1 pseudogene is annotated in these 2,872 nt (G+C 57.9%); it reads right to left on the reverse strand.

Features of this window, described 5'->3' with window-relative positions:
- A pseudogene (locus SLH47_RS26160) lies at positions 1-2,742 on the reverse strand (hypothetical protein); the annotation flags it as partial.
- Positions 2,743-2,872: the final 130 nt, after the last annotated feature.

Here is a 2,872-nt window from a genome sequence, read left to right on the forward strand (position 1 = left end):
CGCCCACCAGGTGCTGCTGCTGCCATCCTGTGCCTCAACCTCAGCCAGCCTGTAGAGGTGAGCACCTGAGACAACCCCATGCTTCCCGTCCGACATCACGTAGTTGCCACTCATCAGGGTGAAGGTTGCATCATCAGCCTCACCGCCAACCGAGACCAGGTAGATCGCAAGTGGTCCGCCCTCAGGCGCGGTGCTGTCCAGCCCGGCAACCGACAGCACCATCTCGCCTGACGCGTTGCCGGTGATCTCAAGCCTGTCGGTGTTCGCACCATCAGCACCCATAACCGCATCCAGCTCAAAAACACTTCTTCCCGATCCGGTGTCGGTGTAATCGCCGTCAATGGTGATCACATCACCTGCAGCCCCATCCTGCACGCTCAAGGTCAAGGCACCCGCATTGGTCACATCACCGGCGATGGTCAGGCCGCCACCAGAGGCGCTGGCCACATCACCTGCCATGGACGTCCCGCTGGGGGTGCTCACGCCAGACATGCTGAATACAGATCCTGCCTCGATCGAGAGATCCATATCCAAAGTGGCACCCTTATCCAGGCTCAAATCCGTGTCGCTCAGCGTCAGATGCTCCCAGCCGATGACGTTCTCCATTGAGGTCATCGTCCGGCCATGCAGCGTTAGATGATCGTTATCGCCCGAACCGCCGTCCAGAACGTGGGAAAAATCAAAATTGGCTGCTGAAGCAATTGTGAGGTTATCGTCACCCGCTCCAAGAAGAACATCCCCGGTCACGGTCCCCACCAAGGTGACAACCGCGTCGCCATCCCCGTCTTGTATCGCAATACCAGAGCCCCCCGCAATCACAATGGCGGTGTCGGTGATATCAATTGTTCCCCCGCCGTCAGCGTCGGAGATCGTGCGGATCGCGGCACCGTCGTCATCTGCATCAAATCCGTCAGCGCCGCCCGTCACAATCCCGGCCACGTCCACGTCAAAGTCTTTTACACCTAACCAAAATTTTGGGCTGTTGGAGTTGTGATCCACAGTCACGTAATTCCCTGAAACGCGAATTCCGTTTGAACCCGCCCCTGAAGCCGTGACAACAGCACCCGCATCCAGCTTGACAATCGTCTTGGCTTGCGGCGTTGAGTTCGGATCCCACCGCACGCCATCCGCGAACGCTCTCGCTTCTGCTTCCGCCCAAAGCCCGTGAGAATTTCTCCCTAGCGTGGTGATACTGCCGCCCTTCATCTCCACGACCACATCGGCTGAGCCAGTGGTGTCCGCATGAATCCCGTGGGAACCCTCGAAGGCGTTGGGGCGGTTCTCCGTATGAATCGTCCCTCCGGTCATGAGCGCTTTAGCCCCTATTGCTATTGTACTGTCCGGGTCTTTTCCGTGGTCCACGTTGTCAATCCGCACACGAAGCCCGTGAGAAGCTTCCCCAACCAGGTTGATATTGCCACCATGCATTTCAGCGGTTGCCGTGCCATTGAGGCCATTGGCTTGCACATGCAGCCCATGGGCAAAGGGACCGTGAATGTTGATTGTCCCGGCACTCATTTTAGCCTTCGCCGTCGCGTTGGAGTCACTGTTGCGATCGATGTCACCGTCCCTGGCGTTGACCATCACAGAAAGCCCGTGAGCCTGGCTTCCTTTCGTGGTGATTATGCTACTGCGGCCAACTTGCTCTGTCATTTCCGCGATTGCTGCGCCACCAATGGCTTCGGTTCCCGCAGAAAGCCCCCAACTGTTGTGAGCGTGGGTCACGATCTGCCCTCCCGTCATTTCTGCCTTCGCTATGGCCGTACTATTCACATTGCCATAGATTCTCGCCCGAACCCCGTAAGCGTGCCCCTCGTTTTTTTCCCCTATCTTCTCCCCAAGCGTGGTGATTGTGCCGCCCTCCATGCGCGCGAGCACATTGCCCTCGCTCCCGCGGCTCGATGCAACAACTCCAGAGCCCAATTCCGTTTTCGTCTCAATAACCCCTCCTGTCATGAGAGCCGTCACCGTGGCCACGGCGGCACTCTGCCCGATCGTGGCGTCCTCCTCCTGCCTGTTGGTACTCGTCGCCTCCATCCCGCCAGTCCCCGCCGCATGAGTAGTGATTTTGCCACCACTCATTTGCGCGATTGCCGCGCCACCTATGGAGTCGGTATGCGCCGAAAGCCCGGAGCTTGATCCTCTGAAAATATTGATATTCCCTGCGGTCAATTCCGCCTTCGCCGTGGCGTTACTCCCCGTGTTTTTGATCTCCGCCCGAAGCCCGTGACTAAGGACAGCATGCGTGGTGACATCCCCGCCATTCATTTGCGCGGTCGCATTGCCAGTGCCCTCGGTATACGCCTTAAGCCCGTGGTTATTGTAGTCAGTCTCCTCCACAGCATCAGTGGTAACGCTCCCGTGGTGCAGTAGCACAGCGATATCGCCTGAAGTCGAAGACGCCCCACGCACCGTCGCCCCAGGCCCCTTGACCACCACCGTGATGCCTGAGTACTGAAGGATCACAGTGTGTACCTCTGATCCTTCATAGGTGATGCCATTATTGTATTCTCTAGCGTCACATGTGATGACGCCGTCGTTAAAGGTGTGCGGATTGTTCGTTGGATTTCCGCACTCATTGGCAGCCTGGACGTCACCGCCGGAGAACAGCGCTGCGGCCAGGACCGAAAGCCCTGGCGCAATGCTCGCCACCCGACCCTTGAACTTGATCAAACGACCAGCCCGAACCAAGACGTTAAGCGAGTGGAGGGTGGGTTGGATATCTGAGGACTGCTTTTTCATTTTTGAAACTCTCCTGTGAGAACAATGAGCACAATCGAGGCATGGCACCGCCCTGCCCGTCAGGCGATCAGTGGGGTGGCAGAATTGCGGGCATCAGCCGGAGGCGCTGTTTAAGCCTCAAGCGGAAGCG

Origin of the sequence: Cognatiyoonia sp. IB215182 (assembly GCF_033963905.1) — a bacterium.
Taxonomy (GTDB): Bacteria; Pseudomonadota; Alphaproteobacteria; order Rhodobacterales; family Rhodobacteraceae; genus Yoonia.